A 23,039-nucleotide genomic window follows, 5' to 3' on the forward strand; every position below is an offset into this window, starting at 1 on the left:
AAAGTTCGCCGCAATGTTTATTGCATTATTCTTCGTTGCATGTGCAGATAAACATCAATTATTAAAATTAGGAACTACTAGTGTAAAATTAGATTCCACTAAAAGTATATATATATCCATTTCTAAAGATGGGCGATATGGTAATATAAATTATCAAGGTTCTGGAGAAAATACTTCACAAATTATTTTAATGAGTCTTTCGAAATATAGTGATAATATTGAAATTGCGAATAGCTATCAATCCCTAAAAGATGCATTAAATTATTCCATTAAAAAAGATTTTAAATATTTAGTATTCCCGACTATTCTTGAATGGGAAGATAGAGCAACAGAATGGTCAGGAATTTCCGATAAAGCGTCCATAAAAATTAGAATTATAGAAGTCAAAACTGAAAAAACATTAGACTCTGTTATTATTAAAGGAAAAAGTGGGTGGGCTACATTTGGGGGTGATCATCCTCAGGATTTATTGCCAAAACCAGTAGAAGAATATATACTTGGTTTATTTTAATATAGGACATAGAATATATAACAATTTGGCACCATTAATTTATTCACAAGAAGGTAAATTAACATTAAAAATTTATACACAAATAAATATTATCCATCATCAAAACTATCCCATATTATTGATGTATATTGGGTATTAGAAAATCATACGAAAGAAACTATAAATATACCAATAGTACCTGATGGTAGAATGGATATTGTGTATGATAACAAGAATTTATTATTTGTAGGCAGTTTCAATGAAAGTATTATTATCCCTTTAAAAGCAAACAGTGAAACATTTGGAATTAGATTTATGCCTTCAGTATTACCGCAACTTTTAAATATAAAAGCAAGTGAGTTTACTAATAAAATTATACCATTAGAAGATATCTCAAAAGAACTTTTTTTACTTTTAAATTTTAATGAAAAAGTTGAAACAACTAAAGTCAATAAACTAAATAATATATTAGAAAATTACTGTGAAGATATTATACTAAATAAAAATATGTTAAGAATTATTGATGAAATAATGTTTAAAGAAGGGAATCTTTCAATAAAAGAGATATCTCAAACTTATGATATAAATTCAAGACAGTTAGAAAGGCTGTTTAATAATTTGCTTGGATTTAGCCCTAAAAAATTTACAAATATTATTAGGTTCTTTTATGCTTTTAAAAGTTTAATGAAAAATGGATTTAATGAACTGTCTCTAAAAGCTTTAGGTTTTGGTTATTACGACCAAGCACATTTTAATAAAGAATTTAAAAAATTCTCAAATTTCACACCCACAGATGAAGTAATGTCGTTTTTTTACAATATTAAAAAATAGTTTTTACTTATAATACCTAAAATTTAAAGGTATAAACTATGAAGTTACGTAAAATAATTATCCATTTATTTTTAGCTTTTTTGATATTAGGATGCAGTTCAAAAGCTGCCTCAATAAATCTTGAAAATAAAAACAATGATAACACCTATGGCTATATAATAAGTGTAGATATTGAAGCATCAAAAGAAAAAGTTTGGAATATAATCACCGATTTTAAAAACTATCCCAAATGGAATAGTGTGTTAAAAATGGAAAATAACAATAATTTAGAATTAAAAAAAAACTTTGTAGTTACTATATTTGATGAAAAGGGATCAATTGAAGATAATTTTAAAGCATTATTAATAGATAAAAAGAAATACACATACTTCATTGCTAGTCAAACATTATTATCAAGCTACTTTTTTAAAGCAACTCATCAGTTTTTGATTGAAGAAATATCACATAATAAAGTTAGATTTACTCAAAAATGGAAACTTGAGGGTGTAGTCGGATATTTATTCGAGGACATGATTTTTGATGTATTGAAGCTATTTAAAACAATGAATCTTGAACTTAAAGAAAAAGCAGAAAAATCATGATAGTAGAAAAAGAAATTAATACAAGTACATTAGCATACAAAGAGTTTCAACAAATCGATTATGTAGACTGTTTCAATATTACTGATATTAATTTTAATGGGGTAGATGAATTTGCAAAAGAGTACTTTTTATCTCAAGCTCTTTGGCTAAATATTGTAAGTCAAGGTATGTTTAGTAAAAAAAGTATTAAAAAGAAAATTGAAGAAAGTAAATTTCAAAAAAACACTTGCATTGGTACTTGGAAAATATTTAATAGAAATAAAAATGAAATTGTATTTGGTGATGATATGGGATTTATGGAATACAGGTTTTCAATGCTATATAATCCTAACACCAATAGAGTTGAAGTATCAACTCTTGTACACTACAAAAGTATAATGGGAAAATACTATTTTGCACTAATAAAATTTATGCACAAAAAATTTATTATTATTTCATTAAAAAATGTAGTAAAAACCTAACATATTCTGGGTGAAGTAGATAGCTAAGAACGTTTTTACACATTTTAACTTATTGTCAATTTTGTACAATTAGTTAAATTTTTATTTATATATACTTCGATAAAAAAGGAGGGTTATAAAAGAAAATTTTGATAAAAATATCCCCCATAATGTGTTGATTCTTAAATTAAAAATATATTAAGGTTTCATAATCTTAATATATAATTTAAATTAATCCCTTATTGATAAGTAAAAAAATAAAAATCCCACAAATAAGACATAAAAAAATATTACACTTTGAAATGAAATTGATGCTATTTTTTATTTTAGAATAAAATGTAGGTAATTGGTATTTTTTAGCTTATTAATAAACAATAGAAATATTGTTTTCCTAAAGAAAAGAGCTTTTAGGAATAGTAATTTTTTAGAATAAAAGAATTTTAAATTTATATTGACCGAGTGTCGGTCATTAATATTCTCTTAAGGAACGAATGACTATAATTCTTTTTTGACCAGTGGTCAGTTAAGGAGAAAATTTGCCAAAAATAGTTAATAAAGAAGAAAAAAGAATAGAAATTGCCATGGCTTGTGTGGATTTACTTCATGAAGTAGGTATTAAAAAACTAACCGTTGCAGCAGCTGCAAAAGCTGCTGGTATTGGTAAGGGTACTATTTATGAATATTTTGAAAGTAAAGAAGATATTATCTTTAAAATCATTGGTGTTCATATAGCAGAGCATAATGAAGAAACATTAAAAAAAATAGCTTTGAGCAATAATATAAAAGAGAAAATAACATGTTTGTTTGAATTCGTTTTGGATGAAAGTGAAGAAAATGATATTCATTTTAATGGATTTAAGGAATATTTATCGGTAATGTTAGCTGATACTACAGAGTCCTATAAATCATTTAATTGTGTTTGCGATGATTTTTTTAGTCTTGCTTTAAAAGATGTTTTTGAAGATGCTATTTCTAAAGGCGAATTAAAAGAAAACTCCCTTTATTTTATCAACAGTATTGCTATTTTTAAAAAAGGACTTGCGCTTAGTAGAATGAGTGTGAATGATTTTTCTGCCAGAGATGCTTATGAAGAGTTTATAGACAATTTCTTTGATTTGTTAGGAAAAAAAAATGATTAATAAACGATATGAAAGAATAGTCTTTTCATTTATTATGGCTTTGTGTATGTCTTGTGTTATGAGTGCCATAATTTCATACATAAACTTGGGTTTAGTAGATGGTTTTAGAGACATTTGGCTTAAAGCCTGGGTAAGTGCTTTTGCATTTGCTTTTCCTATTATTTTTATAATAGGTGGAAGTGTTAGAAAATTAACGGCAATAATTATAAAAAAGGAATATTAAGAATGTATAAGAATATATTAATAACATTGGTTTTAAGCGCATCTTTATTTGGTGCAGGACGTCCTGCATTAGTTGAGACAACAATAGTAAAAGAAGGACTAGTAAATCCCTTACAAGAATTTGTAGGAACAGTTAGTTTTTCGAATAACTCACAAGTAGCTGCAAAAAATTCTGGTTTAATAGAAAAAGTAAATTTTGAAATAGGTCAAAAAGTAAAAAAAGGTCAAGTTTTAGTAAAAATTGATTCTGATTTAATTGATGCACAAATAATAGCAGCACAAGCTACGTTAGATATCGCAAAAAATGAAGAAATTAATTCTAATAAAGATTTTAGAAGATATGAGAAATTATTACTTTCTAAATCTATTACTCAAAAAGAATACGACGATGCTTTATTAAAGTTTTCTTCTAACTCTGGAAACGTATTAGCATTAATGGCAAAACTTAATGAATTAAAAATTCAAAAAAACAGAAAAGAAATTAAAGCACCTTTTTCAGGTGTAATAGTTGAAAAATCGGTAAGTTTAGGGGAATGGGTTAATGCAGGTTCAATAGTTGCACGACTTGTTGATACTTCTAAATTAGAAATTACTTTTAATGCACCTATTTCTTTTATTGCTGGTTTACGAATGAATGATTCTTATGATCTTATGTTAAACAATAAAAGCATAAAAGCAAAATTAATGGCAGCTATTGCTTATGGAGATAAAAGAACACGAACTTTTCCTATTAAATTTAAAGCTACAGTAAATAATGGATTTATTTTTGATGGACAAGAAGCCAGAGTTAAATTATCTAAAAATGCAACAATTAAAGCTTTGATGGTTCCAAGAGATGCCGTAATCAAGCGTTTTGGTGCAAATATGATTTTTCTTGATAACAAAGGTACTGCTTTAATGTTACCAGTACAAATCCTTGGATATATGGGAAAAGAAGTAGCTATTTCTGCTAAAGGTTTAGAAGCAGGTGCACAGATTGTTGTAAAAGGAAATGAGAGAGTATTTCCTAAACAAGCATTACAAATTATAAATAAATAAGGTTAAAAATGGATTTAATTAAATTTTCAATTAAAAATCCTGTAACTATCATTGTATCGGTATTAATTGTTATATTATTTGGGGTATTGTCTTTAAGTAAATTACCCTATCAATTAACACCAAACGTTTCAGTTCCAGAGATTAAGATTACAACAGTATGGCCAGGTGCTACTCCTTATGAGTTAGAACGAGATGTTATTGAAGAACAAGAAGATGCTTTAAAATCTTTAAATAATTTAATAGAATTTGAATCTAGCTCAAAAGATAATGTAGCTGAGTTAACAGTTAAATTTAAATTAGGAACTGATTTAAGAGCGGCATTGCAAGATGTATCTAATAAATTAAATGAAGTGGATTCTTATCCTCCTGATGTAAAAGAGCCTATTATTGAAACTGCAACAGCAAGTCCTGTTGTATGGATGATGCTTCAAACAATCAATGATAACCCTCGCCATATAGATGAGTACAGAAAATTTTTTGATGATGAAATCCAACCTGCTGTAAAAAGAGTAGATGGGGTTGCTGGTACTTTTGTAGGTGGTGGACGTGATCAACAAATGCAAATTACTTTTGATACTATAAAACTTGCATCTTATGGTTTAAGTATTAAAGAAGTAATAAGCGCACTTCAAGGTGAAAATGTAGATGTTTCTGCAGGTATATTAAATCTTGATAGACGTTCATACAGAATACGAACCGTAAATAAATTTTCAAGCATAGAAGATATTGAAGATGTAATTATTATAAGTAATAGAGAACAAAGAATTCGTATCTCTGATATTGCTAGTGTTAATATTGGTTACGAAACGGCACAAGGTGTTGCAATTTTCCTAGGAAAAGACGGAATATTTTTAGGTGTTCAACCAAGTTCAACAGCTAATATTGTAAAACTTACCAATGAAGTCGAAGCTGTAGTAAATAAACTGAATGCTGGAATATTAAAAAAAGAAAATATTAAACTGCAATGGTTATTTGATCAACGACCCTATATTGTTGGAGCAGTTGATTTAGTGCAAGAGAATATTGCCATAGGTGGTATTTTAGCCGTTCTTATACTTCTTTTATTTTTACGTTCAATTTCACCAACAGCTGTAGTATCAGCTGCGATTCCAATTTCTGTAATGGGTACGTTTATTGTACTTGATATTATGGGAAGATCTCTTAATACTATTTCTTTAGCTGGGATTTCATTTGCCGTAGGAATGTTAGTTGATTCAGCCATTGTTGTTTTGGAAAACATCGACAGACATAGAAAAGAGGGTGCTACTGTAGCAGAAGCTGCTTACAAAGGTACCTCTGAAGTTTGGGGTGCATTAATAGCATCTGCTTTAACAACAGTAGCTGTATTCTTGCCAATCATATTTCTTGCAGATGAAGCGGGACAATTGTTTAAAGACATTGCGATAGCAGTAACTGCTTCTGTAACTTTTTCTTTATTTGTATCGATTTCAGTTATTCCTGTTTTATGGAAGGGTTTAGCTGGTATGTCACAAAAAGAACCTAAAGAAACAAGTGCACTTGCTAACTTTGGACATAAATTAGTTAATATTATAATGTCTGTTGTGCACTTATCCCTTAAAAATACTTTTTCAAAAATACTTACAATACTTTCATTATCCGTATTTTCAGCATCTTTGATTTATATACTTTGGCCAAAATTAGACTATTTACCACAAGGTAATAAAAATTTAATTTTTAATATTTTAATTACTCCTCCTGGACTTTCTTATCAAGAAAGATACGATATGGGAACCTATTTAATGAAAAAAGTTGAGCCAAATATTAATAAAGATGTAGATGGTGTTCCTGGAATGGATCGTGTTTTTTATGTTTCTTTTGGTGATTTTACACTTTTTGGAGCGACATCTATGCATGAATCACGTGCAAAAGAACTGATTCCATATTTTAAACCTATTGTAAATTCTATTCCTTCTGTTTTTGGAATTTCTTTACAATCAGGAGTATTTGAACAAGGAATTGGAGAAGGAAATACCGTTGATATTGATATCTCTGGTGAAAAAATAGAAGATTTAGCCAATGTAGGTGGAATGTTATATGGTGCAACCTCACAAGCGTTACAAGGTTCTCAAATAAGACCCATTCCTTCTATTGAGCTGATTTATTCAGAAATTAGAATCAAACCAAATAATGATGCTTTAAAATCATTAGGAATGACTGCAAATGACTTAGGAATTGCCGTTGATGTAATAATGGATGGGAAAATAATTGGTTCTTACTCTCAAGATGGAAAGAAAAAAATTGATTTGGTTTTTAAAGCAAATGATGAATTTATACAAACACCACAAGATATTATGAGTACACAGATTTCTGTAGGAGAAGGCTCTTTAGTACCTATTTCCTCACTGGCATCGTATAAAAGTACAACCGGGATTTCAGAAATCAGACATTTAAATGGAAAAAGAACGATTACTTTACAAATTACTCCGCCTTCTGGTATGACTATTGATGAAGCAATTAAAATAGTAGGTGGAATGTTAGAAGGTATGAAAGCTAAAAATATGATTCCTAATACTGTTGATATTGCATTAAGTGGAACAGCGGATAAACTTTCACTTACTATTGCATTATTGACGCAGAATTTTATTTTGGCACTGGTGATTATCTATTTATTAATGGCTGCTTTATTTGGAAACTTTTTGTATCCAATTGTTATTATGTTTACAGTACCATTAGCAACAGCAGGTGGTTTTTTAGGACTTGCTCTAACGAATAAGTTCTTAGCGCCTCAACCCTTGGATGTGTTAACCATGCTTGGATTTATTATTCTTGTTGGAATTGTAGTAAACAATGCCATTTTAATAGTACATCAAAGTTTAAATTATATTAATAATGAAGGAATGGAGCATAAACAAGCAGTTATTGAAGCTACAAGAACAAGAATCAGACCTATTTATATGTCTTCACTAACCTCTATTTTTGGAATGTTACCTCTTGTTTTAATCCCAGGTCCTGGAAGTGAATTTTACAGAGGTTTAGGTTCTGTAATTACTGGTGGTTTGGCTTTTTCAACTATTTTTACAATTTTTGTAACGCCAGCTTTATTAATGTTTTTTATAAAAATAGAACACAAATTTAGATCGAGAAAATCAGAAACTGCACATAAAATTAATACACAATCATAAGGAAAAAGTATGAATTTAAAAAGAATTTCTTTAGCACTTAGTATAAGTATATTAAGCTTAAGTGCTTTAAGTATAGAAGAAGCAGTTAACACTGCTCTTCTTAATAACCAAGATATTTTAGTGAAAAACTTAGAATATAAACAAAAACAAGAAAATACAAGAGCTAATAAAGCTGGATTTTTGCCTACTTTTGATTTAAGTTATTCTTATTTACACAGAAATAAATTACTTGTTAACCAGACAAAAGATGATTCAAGTGGAGCGGCAACACTTTCTTATAATCTATTTAATGGCTTTAAAAGTAGCAATACTTTACAAAGCGCAATTGAAGATGAAAAAGCTTCATCCTATTTATTGAAAGCGAAAAAACAAGATATTATCTTGTCAACTAAGAGTGCCTATATATCTTATTTAAATCTTGCAAAACAGTTAGAAACCTATATCAGTGCTTTTGAACTGTTTGAAAAACAATACAATGACAGTAACAGTAAATTTGAGCAGGGATTATTAGCTAAAAATGATTTATTAAAAATTCATATTAATATGTTGGATGCAAAACAAAATGTAGTCAAAACAAAAGCAGATTTAAAAACTTCTAAAGACAGACTCTCCAATATTATGGGTGGAAAAGATTTAAGAAATGAAGGAATAGAAGAGTTAAAAGACAAAGATGATTCTTTAAATATTTATGCTGAAACTCTTTTGGAAAATAGAAGTGAAATTAAAGCATTGTTGCATAATATTAAAGCCTACAAAAATATTCTAGAAGTAAATAAAGCTACGTATTATCCTAAAATAGACGCCTCTTATTCTTTTAATAAATATGGAGACTCTTTTTCTTTAGGTGGACGTGATGGTTACCCAAGTTCACAAAATATTGCAAATTTAAGTGCTACTTGGAATTTATACAATGGTGGAAAAGATGAATCAACCATTAAGATTGCAAGAATGAAAATCCGTGAAACAATGTTAAGTTTGGAGAAACTGCGATTGGATATTAAACTTCAATATTCAGAAGCTGTATCAACTCTTGATGTTGCTGTAGAAAGTTTAGTTATTTCTAAACTTGCATTAAGTCAAGCATTTACAAATTATACTATTGTCTCGAATAGATTTAATGAAGGAGTATCAAGTACTACAGATTTAATTGATGCTAACTATTTATTATCTCAAGCTAAACAAAGATTTTATGGTGCTTTTTATTCAAAATTTTTAGCTTATGCTTCTTTGGATAGAGTAACAGAAAAATAATAATCTTAAGGACTTCCTTAAGATTATTGACTTATCAATTATAATAATTAAAATCATAAATAAATAAATTAAGTAAAAAATTTAAGAAAAAAATAAATTTAGTAGCAAAAAGTTACAGATGTATTAATAGTGAAATTTATTTATTTTATAACTTTTCTTTTAAACCCCAATAATTAGGTATCTACATAGTGTAATTTAAAAAATATGTACAATTATTGTACTTAGCTACCTTACCCTAAATTGGATATACTCTTAGCATAAATCCAAATTATTTAAGATAAATTGAAAATCTTGTTTTAATTAACTTGTTTTACACAGGAGCAATAATGGGAAAAATTACAGAAAACGATATCAGACAAAGTGTTGCAGATGCTATTCAATATATTTCATACTATCATCCAGAGGATTTTATTAAAGGTATGGTTGAAGCCTATGAAAAAGAAAAATCAGTAGCAGCTAAAAATGCTATTGGTCAAATACTAATTAATTCAAAAATGTGTGCAATGGGTCATCGACCTCTTTGCCAAGATACAGGTTCAATTAATGTATTTGTAAAAGTTGGTTTAAATGCAGATCTTGATATTACAAAAGAATTAGATGATATTATTAATGAAGGGGTGGCTTTAGGATATAAAGACCCAATTAATAAACTTAGATATTCAATTGTTAGTGATCCTGCTGGAAAAAGAGTTAATACTAAAGACAATACTCCTGCTGTTATTCATGTTTCTGTAAACAATGGTAATACCATTGATATTATTGTAGCTGCAAAAGGTGGAGGAAGTGAAAACAAATCTAAGTTTGCAGTTTTAAACCCAAGTGATTCTATTTATGATTGGGTTATGGAAAATGCTAGAAATATGGGTGCTGGTTGGTGTCCTCCTGGTATTATTGGTATTGGTATTGGTGGTAATCCAGAGAAGTCTATGTTACTTGCAAAAGAATCTTTAATGCAAGAAGTAAATATTCATGAATTAAAAGAACGAGGGCCACAAACTGCTCTTGAAGAATTACGACTAAAATTATATGAAGATATTAACAAGATTGGAATTGGAGCTCAAGGTTTAGGTGGACTTACTACCGTTTTAGATGTAAAAATCTTAGATTACCCCTGTCACGCCGCGTCTTTGCCAGTTGCGATGATTCCTAACTGTGCAGCTACGCGTCATATTCATTTTGAATTAAAAGGAGATGGTCCCGCAGTATTTAAAAAACCTGACTTAGATTTATGGCCAGACCTAGAGCTTCCAATGGATACTATTAAAAAAGTAAATATTGAAGATTTAACGCAAGAGAATTTATCTCAATTTAAATCAGGAGATACTCTTTTATTATCAGGAAAAATTTTGACAGCAAGAGATGCTGCTCATAAAAAGATTGTTGAATACAGAGCTGCTGGAAAAGCCCTTCCTAATGGTCTTGATTTAAAAGGACGATTTATTTATTATGTTGGACCTGTTGACGCAGTTGGAACTGAAGCAGTAGGCCCTGCAGGTCCAACAACAGCTACTAGAATGGATAAGTTTACAAAAGAAATGATGGAAATTGGAATTTTAGGAATGATTGGTAAAGCTGAGAGAAAACAGCCAACTATTGATTTAATTAAAGAATACAAATCTATTTATCTAATTGCTACAGGAGGAGCTGCATATTTGATTTCTCAAAGTATTAAAGCTTCAAAAGTAGTTGCTTTTGAAGAAATGGGAATGGAAGCAATTTATGAATTTGAAGTAAAAGATATGCCTGTTACTGTTGCAGTTGATACAGAAGGCGTGTCAATTCATACAACAGGTCCTGCACAATGGAGAACTATTTAGTCTCTCTTCCTAAATAAAGACTATGAATAAAACTCATAGTCTTTATTTTCTTTTAACACATCTTTATTTTTTTTTAAAGTGTGAAAAAGCATTACCTTCATTTTTTTTGCGAGGTTCAATTTTTGTTTTTTCATAATTATGATTAAAATCACTTCCCCATTTTAATTTAGTAGGTATAGAAGTAGAGGCTTTATTCTTCATTAGTTTACCAAAGCTTGAACTACTTTTACTAGAGCCTGAATTCATTTGGGGTAAAATTACAAATGTGACAAGTAGTGTTAATAAAATGATTCCTCCAGTTACCCAAAGGAATGTAAAAAAATTATTTCTATCAAACATAGCCTTAAATACCTCCTTTAAAAAATTATTATTACATAATAAAGATAAAAAGTACCTAAATAGTCTTAAAAATTAACTTATATTGAAGCCCCATTCATCATCATGATTTCAAGTCCTTCTTCTGAAATCTTACTTTTATCCCATGCTGGATCAAAAACCAAGTTCACTTCAACTTCATCAATCTCATCTACACTTTTACTAGCGTAATGTACTTCTGCCAACAATGAATCTGCAACTGGACAAGCAGGAGATGTTAGCGTCATATCAATATTACAAAACAATGTATTGTCTTTAAAATCAAAAGCAATTTTATAAATTAATCCTAAATCGTAAATATTAACTGGAATTTCAGGATCAAAAACATGTTTTAGGTGTTGAACCACTTTTTCTTCTATTTTTTCATAATCGTAAGACATTTTAAACCTTTTTTGCGTATTCTTTTATTTTTTTAATCATTCCCATGACGCCACTTTGCCTATTTGGTGTAATTATTTCACTTAATCCAAGTTCATAAAGAATATCATCTTCACTGTCATTAATCTCTTTTGCATCTAAATTAGAAAATATTTCTAAAAGAATATAAACCAAACCTTTTACAATAATAGCATCAGATGTGCCATTAAAAAGTAATACTCCCTGCTTTTGTGTGCAGGTTAGCCATACTTGAGAGGTACAACCATGAACAATATGTTGAGTAATTTTATCTTCATCTTTAAAAGCGCTTAGTTTTTTCCCTAAATCAATGATGAATTGATATTTTTCTAATTCATCATCAAAAAAATCCAAGTCTTCTTTTATTTTAAATACTCTCTTTTCTACTTTTTTTGACACGTTAATCCTTTAACATAGAAATTGCTTTTTTTAAAGCTTTTATAAATAAATCTACATCTTTTTTATCATTATAAAAAGCGAGTGATACTCTTATTGTTCCTATGATTCCAAGTTTATCCATAATAGGTTGGGCACAATGATGGCCAACTCTTACCGCTATTTTCATTTTATCAAGTAATATTCCAATGTCATCATGTACAATGTTTTCTATATTAAAACTTTTTGAAGCAATGGCATCTTGTGTATTATTGTATAAAAGAATACCCTGAACATTTAATAGTTCTTGATGTAAATACTCATATAAATGTTCTTCTTCTTTTAAAACAGCTTCAAAATCTAAATTCTTTAAATATTTTAAGGCCTCATGAAAAGCAATTACACCTGCAATATTTTGAGTTCCTGCTTCATAAACATAGGGAGAATCCAAGAAAGTACTTTCATTGTACGTTACTTTTTGAATGGTCGCACCCCCTGTTTGATAAGGATCTACTTCTTTTAAGAGGGTTTCTTTTATATAAACAGCACCTACTCCTGTAGGACCAAATGTTTTATGTGCAGACATAACAAAAAAATCACAATTAATGTCTTGAATATCAATACTTGCATGTGCCAAACTTTGAGCCGCATCAATCATAATTAAAGCATTGTATTTATGTGCTAATGCAGTAATGCGCTTGATATCATGAATCTTTCCAAAAGCATTAGAAATATGTGTGATACTTACAAAAGCATTTTTATGTTTTTTTAGTAATGCTTCAAAATGTGAATAATCAAAATTTAAATTATCATCACAAGCAACTACTTTTAGTCCTTTTTTTAAAGACCTATTTTGCATATGCCAAGGAACAATATTGGAATGATGCTCCAAAGAAGAAATAATAATAGTATCAAATTTTTTTGCATATGAGTGTGCTATAAAATTAATACTTTCAGTTACCCCTTTTGTAAAAATGATTTCACTGATACTTTTGGCATTTATAAATTCTTTTAAAGCTTTTCTTGTATCTTCGAATTTCTGAGTGGCAATATTTGCAGGACCAAAAGAACTTCTGTGTGTATTGGCACAATAATTACTATAATAATCACTGCTTGCTTTGATTACAGATGAGGGTTTTTGTGTTGTTGCTGCATTGTCTAAATAGACAAATTCATTGTTTGCAAAAAAAGGAAAATCATTTTTATACATAAGCCTTCCTTGAAAAGTTTTTTATAAAATTTTGAATATTTAAAGAAGGAATGTTATCATAAATATCATTTTCAAAAGCTTGTAAAATCATATGTTTTGCTGCCTCTTTTTTTATACCTCGGCTCTGCAAATAATACAAAGCATTTTCATCAATTGAACCAATACTAGAGCCATGTCCCGCTTTTAATTCATCAATTAAAATCTCTAAATGTGGATTGGCTTTTACATTACAATTATCACTTAATAATATGGCTTTAGAGTATTGATATGCACCTGCATACAGTGCTTTTCTATTAACAATACTAAGAGGCGCGAATAAAGAGGAACTCTCATTATCCAAAATATGTTTATTACTAATACATGAATAGGTATTTTGTGCATTATGCACCGTTTTAATATGATTTTGTACTTTTGATTTATGTAGAAGTTTAGTAAGAATATTGATATTAAGTTTAATATTCTTTTTCTTTAAATCATTGTTGATAGTATTAATGGATTCTTTTGAACCTTTTTCAATTATATGCATGCTTAGTTCACAGTCTTTATTTAAATCACTGCTATAAGTACAGTTTAATGTACTGTCTTCTTCAATTATTTGAAGTTTACAATAATTAAGTTTTGAATTTTTTTCTAAAGTCATTTTTCTATTAGCTTGTGCTTGTATTTCTTTCGTATTTGCAAAAACTTCTAGTACATTGATACTTGCATCTTTTTCTAAGACAAATTCTATATTTGATTCTTGATTAATATTAAGATTGTTAATTATAATTAAGGTCTTATTTTTAATGTCTTTTATGGATATGATTTTTAAGTTTGAATCTTTAATATACAAAAAATCATTGTTTTGTTTAATTGTTTTTGTCATTATGTAATCCTAAACCTTCAAAACCTTTTTCATCCAATTCTTCTGCCAAGGTATGATCACCAGATTGTGCAATTTTTCCATCTTTTATTACATGTACAAAATCGGGTTTAATTAATTGTAATAATCTGTCATAGTGAGTAATCATTAAAAGCGAACGTTTTCCATCTAACATAGAGTTAATAACTTGCGCTACTGTTTTAATCGCATCAATATCCAAGCCAGAATCTATTTCATCAAGCAAGATTAAGTCTGGGCCTAAGATCATAATTTGTATTAATTCATTTCTTTTTTTCTCACCCCCTGAAAAACCTGCATTTAAATCACGTTTTAACAAAGAATTATCAAGCCCAAACTTTTTTAGTTTTGTTTTTAGTTGTTTCAAAAATTCTAAACCATCAAGTTCTTCTTCATTATTATAGGCACGTTTTGCATTTAAAGCTGTTTTTAAAAAGTATGAATTATTAACGCCTTCTATTTCTACAGGATTTTGAAAAGATAAGAAGATACCTTCATTGGCTCTTTCATTGGGATCAAGTTTTAATAAGTTTTTATTATTGTATGTTATTTCTCCTTGGGTGATATTACACTCAAAGTGGCCTGCTATACTTTTAACTAAGGTTGATTTCCCGGTTCCATTTGTGCCCATTAAAGCATGTACTTCTCCTGGTTTTATACTTAAAGAAAAATCTTTTAAAATTTCATTTTTTTCAATCGATACATATAAATTTTTAATTTCTAACATAATACTCCGATACTTGTGTATTTATATAACTGAACCTTCTAACGTAAGGTCTAATAATGCTCTTGCTTCAACAGCAAATTCCATGGGTAATTCTTGTAAAACTTCTTTACAAAAACCATTAACAATCATTGATACTGCATTTTCTTCATTTATTCCTCTTTGTTTTAAAAAGAACAATTGTTCATCTGATATTTTGGATGTTGTAGCTTCATGCTCAACAATAGAAGAAGAATTTTTAACATCATGATAAGGGTAGGTGTTAGCAGAACAAGTATTTCCAATAAGTAAAGAATCACAAGCAGAATAATTTCTTGCATTAGCTGCATTTTTAGAAACTCTTACTAATCCTCTGTATGAGTTAACCCCTTTTAATGCAGAAATTCCTTTTGAGATAATAGTTGATTTGGTATTTTTACCTATATGAATCATTTTTGATCCCGTATCTGCTTGTTGTCTTTTACTTGTAATTGCAACAGAATAAAATTCCCCAACGGAATTATCCCCTTTTAAAATACATGAAGGATATTTCCACGTAATAAGTGAACCAGTTTCTACTTGTGTCCAAGATACTTTAGAATTATCTCCTAAACATTTGGCTCTTTTTGTTACAAAATTATAAATACCACCTTTTCCATTTTCATCGCCTGGATACCAATTTTGAATGGTAGAGTATTTTATTTGTGCATCTTTTAGAATAATAAGTTCCACAACAGCTGCATGTAATTGACTCTCATCCCTTGTAGGGGCTGAACAGCCTTCATTATAGGAAACATAAGAATTTTCATCTGCAATAATAATAGTTCGTTCGAATTGTCCTGTATTTAAAGCGTTAATTCTAAAATAAGTAGATAACTCCATAGGGCAAGTTACATTGGGTGGAATATATACAAAGGAACCATCTGTAAAAACAGCAGAATTTAAACATGCAAAATAATTATCTTTAATAGGAACTACAGAAGCCATGTATTTTCTTACTAATTCAGGGTGCTTTTGTGCAGCTTCTGAAATAGAACAAAATATAATTCCCAGTTTTTCCAGTTCATCTTGATAAGTTGTTTTAATAGATACGGAATCAAATACAGCATCAACAGCAACACCTGCTAGAAGTTTTTGTTCATCTAATGAGATTCCTAGTTTTTCATAGGTTTTTAAAATTTCGGGGTCAACTTCATCCAAAGAATTAAGTGCAGCTTTTGGAGCGGAATAATAAGAGATACTTTGTAAATCTATTTTTTCATATTCAAGAGTAGCCCAAGAAGGTTCTTCCATTTTTAACCATGCTTTATATGCTTTTAATCTAAAGTCCAATAACCAGCTAAGGTTCGTCCTTTTTTTGAGATATGGCTTTAATGACATCTACATTTAAACCAGGTTCAAAAGTTTCAGATTCAACCAAGGTTTCAAAACCAAGTTTGTAATCTTCTTTTAATATTTTATCAATTTTTTTATTCATTAATACTGCCTTTCTTAAATAGGACAAAAATTGTCCTATTTAAGAAAGTGTAACATAAATAGATTAAATTAATCGATTATGATCTTGTCATTTTATGTTTTTTTCTAATTTTGACGTATAAAATGAGATAGGGTAAGTTAAGAGTAAGTAACCAAAAGCAAGAGGAATATAACTCTCTAATGTAGAATAGGTATAAGCATTTACCTCTTGAGCATTCATAGTAAATTCATTAATAGAAATAATAGACAATAAAGACGAATCTTTAATAATAGATGCAAATTGTCCTGTAAGAGCTGGTAACATTCGTTTAAAAGCTTGAGGAAAAATAATGTAGCGGTACATTTGATATTCACTCATTCCTAAGGACTTAGCTGCTTCAAATTGCTCATAATCTATGCTTTGTATGGCGCCTCGTATTATTTCGCATACATAAGCACCCGAGAAAATGGCAAGCATAACAATTCCAATAAGATATCTATTTTCTAGCCCTAAACTAGCGGCAAAAACATAAAAAAAGATTAGAATCTGAACTAAAAGTGGAGTTCCTCTAATTATTTCTATGTAAAACCTAGAAAAAAAACGTAAAATTATAAGTTTTGAGTTACTTGCATAAGCAAAAAACAAACCAATAATAAAAGACAATAAAAGGGCAAAAAACGAAATAAATATAGTTATTATAAAACCATCAATAAACTTTTGTTTATATTCATAAACACCTGTAAAATCAAAATTATAATTTACGTTCTTGAACATATAATAAAATATTAAACTTACAATAATAGATAAAAAAAGAAAGTTAAAAAGATAAACACTTTTTTTAAGTTTTTTATCTTTTTTAATATTCTTTTCGTTTAAAAAATATTCTTTAATTATGTATCCTTAGAAAAAAAATGGAATATTTAATCTATCAAAGGTTTCTCTTGTCTCTTTTAAATATTTATAAGATAATGTATCAAAAGTACCATCTGTTTTTGCTGTTCTAATAAAAGCATTTACTTTAGCTTTTAATTCCTCATTGCCTTTTTTAATAGCAACGCCCCAATATTCTTTATCTTTTTGAAAAGATGTCAAGATTGCTTTTGTAGTATCAGGATGTTTTTTCCAGTTATTATATACGGTTAATTGTCCATAAATAGTAGCATCTACTTTACCTTGAACTACTTCTAAAACACAAGAAGCTTCATTATCAAATACCAGTATCTCCGCTTTGTCCATATATTTATTTGCATAAACATGTGCAGTTGTACCTTTTTTAACAGCAACTTTTTTGCCAACTTGGTTTAAGTCATCCATAGAATTGACACCTGAATTAATTCCAACCAATAAAGCTAAAGATGCAGTTGCATAGGGGTCTGAAAAATCAATTGATTTTTTTCTTTCTTCTGTTATTGTCATAGATGATATAATTAAATCAACTCTTTGGGTTTTAAGTGAAGGAATCAATCCTACCCATGCAATATTTTCTATTACTAATTCTTTATTCAAAGATTTTGCCAATGCTTTTGCGAAATCTACAGAAACTCCTGTTGGTTCTCCATCTTTATCACTCATTTCAAAAGGTGGGTAAGCTAATTCCATACCTACTCTTAAAATGTTATCTTCTTTTTCTTTACTTGAGCATGCTACAAATAAAATGGAGACAAGTGCTAGTGCTATTATATTTTTTATCATAAAATTCCTTTTTGTAATTATGTCATAAATATACAATAAGAAACGAATTAGTTTTTTTTTAAATTATTTTGTTTATACCACAAATAAATAATATTAATATTTATTTACATGCTTCTGTGTTACGAAAAGTAATGCCAAAATGATAATGTTTTTAATTAAGACAATTTTTATCCTATTTAGATTATAATCCTCTAAATTAATGAATTGGTGGTACTTTGAGAGCGATTCTCAAAATCAGAGACATCAATATTTAGGAAAAAAAAACATGATGGAAGTTTATTTAGACAACAATGCAACAACTATGGTTGACCCTCTAGTTTTTGAGGAAATGAAACCATTTTTAACGAAAATTTATGGAAACCCAAACTCATTACATAGATTTGGTTCAGGAACGCACCCTAAAATGCTTGAGGCATTGGATTATTTATACGAAGGTATAAATGCCCACGATAATGATGATATAATTATTACAGGGAATGCAACAGAATCTAATAATATGGTAATTAAAGGTATTTGGATTGATAAAATCTTAAATGGCGATAAAAACCATATTATTACAACTGAAGTTGAGCATCCAGCAATTACTGCTACTTTGAAGTTTTTAGAAACACAAGGTGTAAATGTAACTTATTTACCAGTAAATGAAGAAGGTGTTTTAGAAGCACATACAGTTAGAGCATATATCAAAGATGAAACTGCTTTAGTTACTGTAATGTGGGCTAACAATGAAACAGGAAAAATTTTCCCAATAGAAGAAATTGGTGAAATTTGTAGAGAAATGAATGTTCCTTTTCATACAGATGCTACTCAAGCTATTGGTAAAATTCTTGTAGATGTTCAAAAATGCAATGTAGATTATTTGTCTTTTTCAGCACATAAATTCCATGGCCCTAAAGGTATTGGTGGTTTATATGTTAAAAAAGGTTATGAGTTAACACCTTTATTTCATGGTGGTGAACAAATGGCTGGGAAACGAGCTGGAACTGTTGATGTTGCATCAATGGTTGGAATGGGACTTGCTATGAAATTAGCAACAAGTGATGCTGCAATAAAATATGAGCAAACAGTTGTTAAAGGTTATAGAGATCAATTAGAAGCGGCGATTTTAGAAATCCCTGAAACTATTGTTATTGGTGGAAAAGATAATAGAACACCAAATACAACGTTAATTTCTATTCGAGGTGTTGAAGGTGAATCAATGTTATGGGATTTAAATCAAAAAGGTATTGGGGCTAGTACAGGATCTGCTTGCGCAAGTGAATCTTTAGAAGCAAACCCTGTTATGAATGCTTTTGGTAGTGACAGTGAACTTGCACATACAGGTGTTAGATTATCTTTAAGTAGATTTAATACACAAGAAGAAGTAGATTATGCAATTGATGTAATTAAAACTGCAGTTTTAAGATTAAGACATATTTCATCATCGTATGCATATGCACCAGAATCTCACGATTCACAATTATAATAAAAGAAAAAGGATAAACAATGGCAAAAGGCGATTTAGTAAGCGGTTCAATTTGGGACGAGTATTCAAATAACGTTATAAGAAGAATGGATGATCCTTTACATCAAGGTGAAATCACAGAAGAGCGAGCAAAAGAATTAAATACAAAATTAATTATTGCAGATTTTGGAGCAGAATCATGTGGAGATGCTGTGCGATTATACTGGGCAGTAAATGAAGAAACAAATGTAATCGAAGAATCAAAATTCAAATCTTTTGGTTGTGGTACTGCAATTGCATCTTCTGATGTTATGGCTGAATTATGTATGGGTAAAACAGTTGATGAAGCGGTTAAGATTACTAATATTGATGTTGAATTTGCATTAAGAGATAATGCAGATACTCCTGCTGTTCCACCTCAAAAAATGCATTGTTCTGTAATGGCATATGATGTAATTAAAAAAGCAGCGGCTGAGTACAAAGGCGTTGATATGGAATCTTTCGAATCAGAAGTTATGGTTTGTGAGTGTGCAAGAGTTTCTTTAGGAACTATTCAAGAAGTAATTAGAATCAATGATTTAACAACTGTTGAACAAATTACAGATTATACTAAAGCAGGTGCATTTTGTAAATCATGTATCAAACCAGGTGGTCATGAAGACAGAGAATGGTATTTAGTTGATATTTTAAAAGATACTAGACTTGAAATGGCATCTGATAAATTAAAAAATGCAGCAGATGCTAGCCAAAATGGTGAAGCTACTTTTGATACTATGACTATTGTTCAAAGAATCAAAGCAGTTGATGCTGTTTTAGATACTGATATTAGACCAATGTTAGTTATGGATGGTGGTAATATGGAAATTATTGATATTAAAGACAATAGTCCTCATTACGATATTTATATCAGATACCTAGGTGCTTGTAATGGTTGTGATTCAGGTTCTACGGGAACACTATATGCAATTGAATCTGTATTAAAAGATAAAGTTGACGAAAATATTAGAATCCTACCTATTTAATTAATAAAGAGATTTTCTCTTTATTAATTCCCCCCTTTATTAATAAACACTCACAAGTATGACTTAGTCTTTCTATGTTATAATATCGCCAAAAATCACAGTCTTAAAATAAATATTTAAATTCCAAAAAACAAAAGCTTTAAAAAAGGTTAGCCATGGCACAAGAACAAATTTTAAAAAATACCAATGCACAATTATTAGATGAGTTTAATGCATCTATTTTATTTGATAAAGAATTATATGACCAAGATATAAGAGGTTCAATTGCTCATAGTATTATGTTAGAAGAAGAAGGCATTATAACTTCACAAGATCAAAAAGAAATTGAGCAAGGTTTATTACAAGTAAAAGAAGAAATTGAGTCTGGTGATTTTGTATTTGAAATTGAACAAGAAGATATTCATATGGCAATAGAGTCTAGACTTACCCAAATTATTGGAGAAGCTGGAAAAAGACTGCATACTGCAAGAAGTAGAAATGATCAAGTAGCAAGTGATTTTAGATTGTATGTAAAAGAGAAAAATATTTCTATTATGGAACAAACGAAAACTCTTGTTGATACTTTTGTAGCATTAGCTTCAAAACATACTGAAACATTAATTCCAGGAATGACCCACTTACAACATGCCCAACCTATAAATTTTGGTTATCATATGTTAGCGTATGCAAATATGTTTAAAAGAGATTATGACAGATATGAAAGTTCTTATAAAAGAAATGATGTTTCTGCTTTGGGTTCTGCTGCTCTTGCAGGTACTCCACATAAGATAAATCGTTTTAGAACAGCTGAACTATTAGGTTTTTCTAAACCAAGCGCTTGTGCTTTAGATACAGTAAGTGACAGAGATTTTGCGTTAGAGATTTTATTTAATATTTCAACATCAATGATGCATATTTCTAGAATATCAGAAGAATTAATTCTTTGGTCTTCTTATGAGTTTCAATTTTTACGAATGAGTGATGAATATGCTACTACTTCTTCTATTATGCCTCAGAAAAAAAACCCAGATGTTCCTGAGTTATTAAGAGGAAAAACAGGACGAGTATATGGTAATCTAATTTCACTTTTAACCGTAATGAAAGGTCTTCCTTTAGCTTATAATAAAGATACACAAGAAGATAAAGAAGGTGTTTTTGATTCTGTAAAAACCATTGAAATTTCTTTGAGTATTTTAAATGAAGTGATTAAAACAATGATAATAAATGTTCCAAATATGGAAAATGCTTGTAAGATAGGGCATTTAAGCGCAACTGATTTGGCTGATTATTTAGTGACCAAAGAAAACATGCCTTTTAGAAGCGCTTATTATATTACAAAAGATGTCGTTGCAGTTGCTAATAAATTAAACAAAGATATCAGCGAATTGTCTTTAGCAGAAATACAATCATCAAATGATAAAATTAAAAATATTAATGAAGAAATACTTATGTTTTTAGATTTAAGAGCGTCAATGAATGCAAGAACATCTTTTGGTGGGACATCTACAATACAAACAAAAAATCAAATTAATGAATTTAAAGAGTGGCTAAAATAAATAGTAATTAATATTAGATGAAAATCATCTAATATTAAGGAATTATAAGGTTTTTTGTAGCTGTATATAAAGCAGCGATATCTGTTTTACCAATAAACTCATCTACTCCGATAACTGCCATTTTATTTCTAACAGCTTCTGTTGTCATTGATGAATTAACAATAATAGGAATATGAGATAAAGCAGCAGAACCTTTAATATGAGAAGCTACTTGATAACCATCCGTACCTGGCATTTCAATATCAGTAATAACCAAAGCAACATCAGCAGGGCTAATTTCAGCTAGTCTATCAATTAAATCCCCACCATTTTTATATATTTCATATTTTAATTGAGCTTTTTCAAAGAATTTAATTAAAATTTCTCTAGCAACTCCTGAATCTTCAGCCGCTAAAATTATTTTAGATGAAGATAAAGGTTTATCAACATATTTTTCTAAGGCTTCACTTCCATCATCCGTCCAACCAATATCTTTTAAGAGTTGTTCTGCATTAAATACAGTACATAATTGTTCTTTATCATGTACTTTTACATAAGTTGTATACGTAATTTTTGAATTTTGTTCTTCTGTATGTCTTAAATCTTCTGTTGTTTTTTCAACAATATCAAGCATATCTTTAATTAAAAAACCAACTTTTTTATGATTAAACTCACAAAAAATAATTAGTTTATATTCTTCTGTGCTTAGAGCTGTTAATCCCAACCAATTGTCAAGATTAATAAGAGTAATAGGTTCCCCTCTAATAGTTGCAATTCCTGCAATAATATTAGAGCTTTTAGGAGTTTCAGTAATTGTCACTTCTTCTTGAATTATAAAAGCTTTAACTTTTGCTATATTAATAGCATATATATTGTTATTACCTGTGTAAAATACGGCTAACTGTTGCACATTTCTTAAATGTGCTTGTGTCATTTGTTCAACACTGCTTCCCATGCTACTCATAACAATCCTTTTTCTATGATTCTAAATTATATATCTTTTTATCTTATATGTTAATT

22 protein-coding genes and 1 pseudogene are annotated in these 23,039 nt (G+C 29.2%); 13 read left to right on the forward strand and 10 right to left on the reverse strand.

The window, feature by feature from the left end:
* Positions 1–13 precede the first annotated feature (13 nt).
* The 10 genes from HRT41_09235 (at position 14) to HRT41_09280 (ending at position 10,952) form a co-directional block, all read left to right on the forward strand.
* The gene (locus HRT41_09235) at positions 14–511 is read left to right on the forward strand and encodes a DUF4823 domain-containing protein (protein ID NQY24206.1); all 498 of its coding nucleotides are present in this window, start codon (positions 14–16) and stop codon (positions 509–511) included.
* Positions 512–709: 198 nt separating this feature from the next.
* Positions 710–1,321 carry a helix-turn-helix transcriptional regulator gene (locus tag HRT41_09240; GenBank protein NQY24207.1) on the forward strand — a complete coding sequence of 204 codons (612 nt, stop codon included), beginning with the start codon at positions 710–712 and terminating at the stop codon, positions 1,319–1,321.
* A gap of 38 nt (positions 1,322–1,359) precedes the next feature.
* The gene (locus HRT41_09245; GenBank protein ID NQY24208.1) at positions 1,360–1,902 is read left to right on the forward strand and encodes a hypothetical protein; all 543 of its coding nucleotides are present in this window, start codon (positions 1,360–1,362) and stop codon (positions 1,900–1,902) included.
* Positions 1,899–2,363 carry a DUF2867 domain-containing protein gene (locus tag HRT41_09250; GenBank protein NQY24209.1) on the forward strand — a complete coding sequence of 155 codons (465 nt, stop codon included), beginning with the start codon at positions 1,899–1,901 and terminating at the stop codon, positions 2,361–2,363. The genes HRT41_09245 and HRT41_09250 overlap by 4 nt, the downstream gene beginning before the upstream one ends.
* Before the next feature lie 515 nt (positions 2,364–2,878).
* Positions 2,879–3,481, forward strand: coding sequence for a TetR/AcrR family transcriptional regulator (locus HRT41_09255; protein ID NQY24210.1), 603 nt, complete (start codon positions 2,879–2,881; stop codon positions 3,479–3,481).
* Positions 3,474–3,704 carry a DUF2798 domain-containing protein gene (locus HRT41_09260; protein ID NQY24211.1) on the forward strand — a complete coding sequence of 77 codons (231 nt, stop codon included), beginning with the start codon at positions 3,474–3,476 and terminating at the stop codon, positions 3,702–3,704. The genes HRT41_09255 and HRT41_09260 overlap by 8 nt, the downstream gene beginning before the upstream one ends.
* 2 nt (positions 3,705–3,706) lie before the next feature.
* A complete protein-coding gene (locus HRT41_09265; GenBank protein ID NQY24212.1) occupies positions 3,707–4,741 on the forward strand; it encodes an efflux RND transporter periplasmic adaptor subunit in 1,035 nt (344 codons plus the stop codon).
* A gap of 8 nt (positions 4,742–4,749) precedes the next feature.
* The gene (locus HRT41_09270; protein NQY24213.1) at positions 4,750–7,884 is read left to right on the forward strand and encodes an efflux RND transporter permease subunit; all 3,135 of its coding nucleotides are present in this window, start codon (positions 4,750–4,752) and stop codon (positions 7,882–7,884) included.
* Positions 7,885–7,893: 9 nt separating this feature from the next.
* Positions 7,894–9,135 carry a TolC family protein gene (locus HRT41_09275; protein NQY24214.1) on the forward strand — a complete coding sequence of 414 codons (1,242 nt, stop codon included), beginning with the start codon at positions 7,894–7,896 and terminating at the stop codon, positions 9,133–9,135.
* A 326-nt stretch (positions 9,136–9,461) separates the two neighbouring features.
* Entirely contained in the window at positions 9,462–10,952 is a 1,491-nt protein-coding gene (locus HRT41_09280; protein ID NQY24215.1) for a fumarate hydratase, read from the forward strand.
* Positions 10,953–11,015: 63 nt separating this feature from the next.
* On the opposite strand, the gene HRT41_09285 is transcribed toward HRT41_09280, so the two are convergent.
* From HRT41_09285 to HRT41_09325, 9 genes and pseudogenes are all read right to left on the reverse strand, one after another.
* Positions 11,016–11,291, reverse strand: coding sequence for a hypothetical protein (locus HRT41_09285; protein NQY24216.1), 276 nt, complete (start codon positions 11,289–11,291; stop codon positions 11,016–11,018).
* A gap of 77 nt (positions 11,292–11,368) precedes the next feature.
* Positions 11,369–11,707, reverse strand: a complete 339-nt coding sequence (locus HRT41_09290; protein NQY24217.1) for a DUF59 domain-containing protein — start codon at positions 11,705–11,707, stop codon at positions 11,369–11,371.
* Between the two features lies 1 nt (position 11,708).
* Positions 11,709–12,122, reverse strand: a complete 414-nt coding sequence (locus HRT41_09295) for a SufE family protein (GenBank protein ID NQY24218.1) — start codon at positions 12,120–12,122, stop codon at positions 11,709–11,711.
* Position 12,123: 1 nt separating this feature from the next.
* Entirely contained in the window at positions 12,124–13,308 is a 1,185-nt protein-coding gene (locus HRT41_09300) for a cysteine desulfurase (GenBank protein ID NQY24219.1), read from the reverse strand.
* A complete protein-coding gene (locus HRT41_09305) occupies positions 13,301–14,173 on the reverse strand; it encodes a SufD family Fe-S cluster assembly protein (GenBank protein ID NQY24220.1) in 873 nt (290 codons plus the stop codon). Before HRT41_09305 ends, HRT41_09300 begins: the two co-directional genes overlap by 8 nt.
* A complete protein-coding gene (gene sufC / locus HRT41_09310) occupies positions 14,157–14,915 on the reverse strand; it encodes a Fe-S cluster assembly ATPase SufC (GenBank protein NQY24221.1) in 759 nt (252 codons plus the stop codon). Before sufC ends, HRT41_09305 begins: the two co-directional genes overlap by 17 nt.
* Before the next feature lie 21 nt (positions 14,916–14,936).
* A pseudogene (sufB, locus tag HRT41_09315) lies at positions 14,937–16,368 on the reverse strand (Fe-S cluster assembly protein SufB).
* 87 nt (positions 16,369–16,455) lie between these two features.
* Positions 16,456–17,241, reverse strand: coding sequence for an amino acid ABC transporter permease (locus HRT41_09320; protein ID NQY24222.1), 786 nt, complete (start codon positions 17,239–17,241; stop codon positions 16,456–16,458).
* Between the two features lie 6 nt (positions 17,242–17,247).
* Entirely contained in the window at positions 17,248–18,039 is a 792-nt protein-coding gene (locus tag HRT41_09325; GenBank protein NQY24223.1) for a transporter substrate-binding domain-containing protein, read from the reverse strand.
* A gap of 268 nt (positions 18,040–18,307) precedes the next feature.
* Here HRT41_09325 and nifS point away from each other — a divergent pair, with 268 nt between their 5' ends.
* The 3 genes from nifS to argH all read left to right on the forward strand — a co-directional run bounded on the left by nifS (position 18,308) and on the right by argH (position 22,040).
* On the forward strand, positions 18,308–19,504 hold the full coding sequence (nifS, locus tag HRT41_09330; GenBank protein ID NQY24224.1) for a cysteine desulfurase, NifS family: 1,197 nt from the start codon (positions 18,308–18,310) through the stop codon (positions 19,502–19,504).
* A gap of 20 nt (positions 19,505–19,524) precedes the next feature.
* Positions 19,525–20,505, forward strand: coding sequence for an iron-sulfur cluster assembly scaffold protein (locus tag HRT41_09335; GenBank protein NQY24225.1), 981 nt, complete (start codon positions 19,525–19,527; stop codon positions 20,503–20,505).
* Between the two features lie 155 nt (positions 20,506–20,660).
* Positions 20,661–22,040, forward strand: a complete 1,380-nt coding sequence (gene argH, locus HRT41_09340) for an argininosuccinate lyase (GenBank protein NQY24226.1) — start codon at positions 20,661–20,663, stop codon at positions 22,038–22,040.
* 34 nt (positions 22,041–22,074) lie between these two features.
* Here the strand turns inward: argH and HRT41_09345 are convergent, their stop codons facing one another.
* Positions 22,075–22,983 carry a chemotaxis protein CheW gene (locus HRT41_09345; GenBank protein ID NQY24227.1) on the reverse strand — a complete coding sequence of 303 codons (909 nt, stop codon included), beginning with the start codon at positions 22,981–22,983 and terminating at the stop codon, positions 22,075–22,077.
* Positions 22,984–23,039: the final 56 nt, after the last annotated feature.

This window comes from Campylobacteraceae bacterium, assembly GCA_013215945.1.
Lineage (GTDB): Bacteria > Campylobacterota > Campylobacteria > Campylobacterales > Arcobacteraceae > NORP36.